The organism is Paenibacillus sp. MER TA 81-3 (assembly GCF_023713585.1).
Classification (GTDB): domain Bacteria; phylum Bacillota; class Bacilli; order Paenibacillales; family Paenibacillaceae; genus Paenibacillus_B; species Paenibacillus_B profundus.
Map to the genome: position 1 here is coordinate 1 of NZ_JAMAWB010000048.1, position 1,201 is coordinate 1,201.

At 59.3% G+C, this 1,201-nt stretch carries 1 protein-coding gene; it reads left to right on the forward strand.

Annotated features, from left to right (window positions below; all coding sequences use genetic code 11):
* Positions 1-1,201 (forward strand): condensation domain-containing protein (locus tag M3650_RS31135; protein WP_251580219.1); only part of this gene is annotated, 1,201 nt, incomplete at both ends.

Genomic DNA, 1,201 nt, shown 5'->3' on the forward strand with positions numbered 1-1,201 from the left:
GCGTACCCGGTCATGCTTGACATGAAGGCGGGCCTGGATCTGCCGCGGCGCATCAAGCTGGTCAAGGAAACGCTGCGGAGTATCCCGCACAAAGGCATCGGCTACGGCATTTTGCGCTATTTGTCTTCGCCTAATATTCAAGCGGTCGCGCCTGAAATATCGTTTAACTATCTGGGGCAGTTCGACCAAGATTTACAGCGCAGCGAGCTTCAGATCTCGCCGCTGGCGTCCGGGGAAACGGTAAGCCGCAGGCAAAACAGAGCCGCCACGCTCGATTTCAGCGGCATGATCGCCGGAGGAGCGTTGAGCCTGAACCTAAGCTACAGCGCCGAACAGTACCGCAAGGAAACCATGCAGCAGCTGGCCCAGCGGATGAAGCACCACCTGCAGGAACTCATTCGCCACTGCGTGGCGAAAGAAAGCGTGGAGCTGACGCCAAGCGATGTGCTGCAGCAGGGCATAACGATTGAGGAACTGGAAGCGCTGATTCAGCGGACCCGGCCTCTCGGGGACATCGAGAACGTCTATGCCCTGACGCCAATGCAGCAGGGGATGCTGTTCCACAGCCGGCTGGACCCTCAGTCGGGTGCTTACGTGAACCAAATGCACATTTCGCTGCAGGGAAGGCTGGATCTAGCCGCGTTGGAACGCAGCTGGAATACGGTCATCCAGCGGCATGCGATTCTGCGGACGAGCGTCGACAGCGGTTGGCGCGACCGGCCGCTGCAGGTGGTCTACCGCCGCCGCACCTTGCGAATTGAATATGCGGATCTGTCGATGAAGAGCACAGCCGAACAGGAACTGGAGCTGGCCTTTATCACGGAAGAAGACCGTAAAAAGGGCTTTGTGTTGGAGTCGGACAGCCTGATGCGCGTGGCGGTGGTGCGTACGGGGAAAGAGGAGCACCAATTGCTGTGGAGCTTCCACCATATTCTAATGGATGGATGGTGCCTGCCGCTGGTGGTCAGGGAAGTCCTTGAAGTATACACGGCCTTGTGCAAGGAAGAGGAGCCGCAATTGCCGCGCGTGAGCGAGTACAGCGAGTATATTCGCTGGCTGGCCGAGCAGGACGGGCAAGCGGCCGCGAAATATTGGGGAGACATGCTTGCGGGCTTCGAACAAGCGGCGGAGCTCCCGAGACGGCAGCGTCAGGCGCGGGGATATGAAGCGATGCGTGTGACTTGCTCGCTGGACCGGAAGC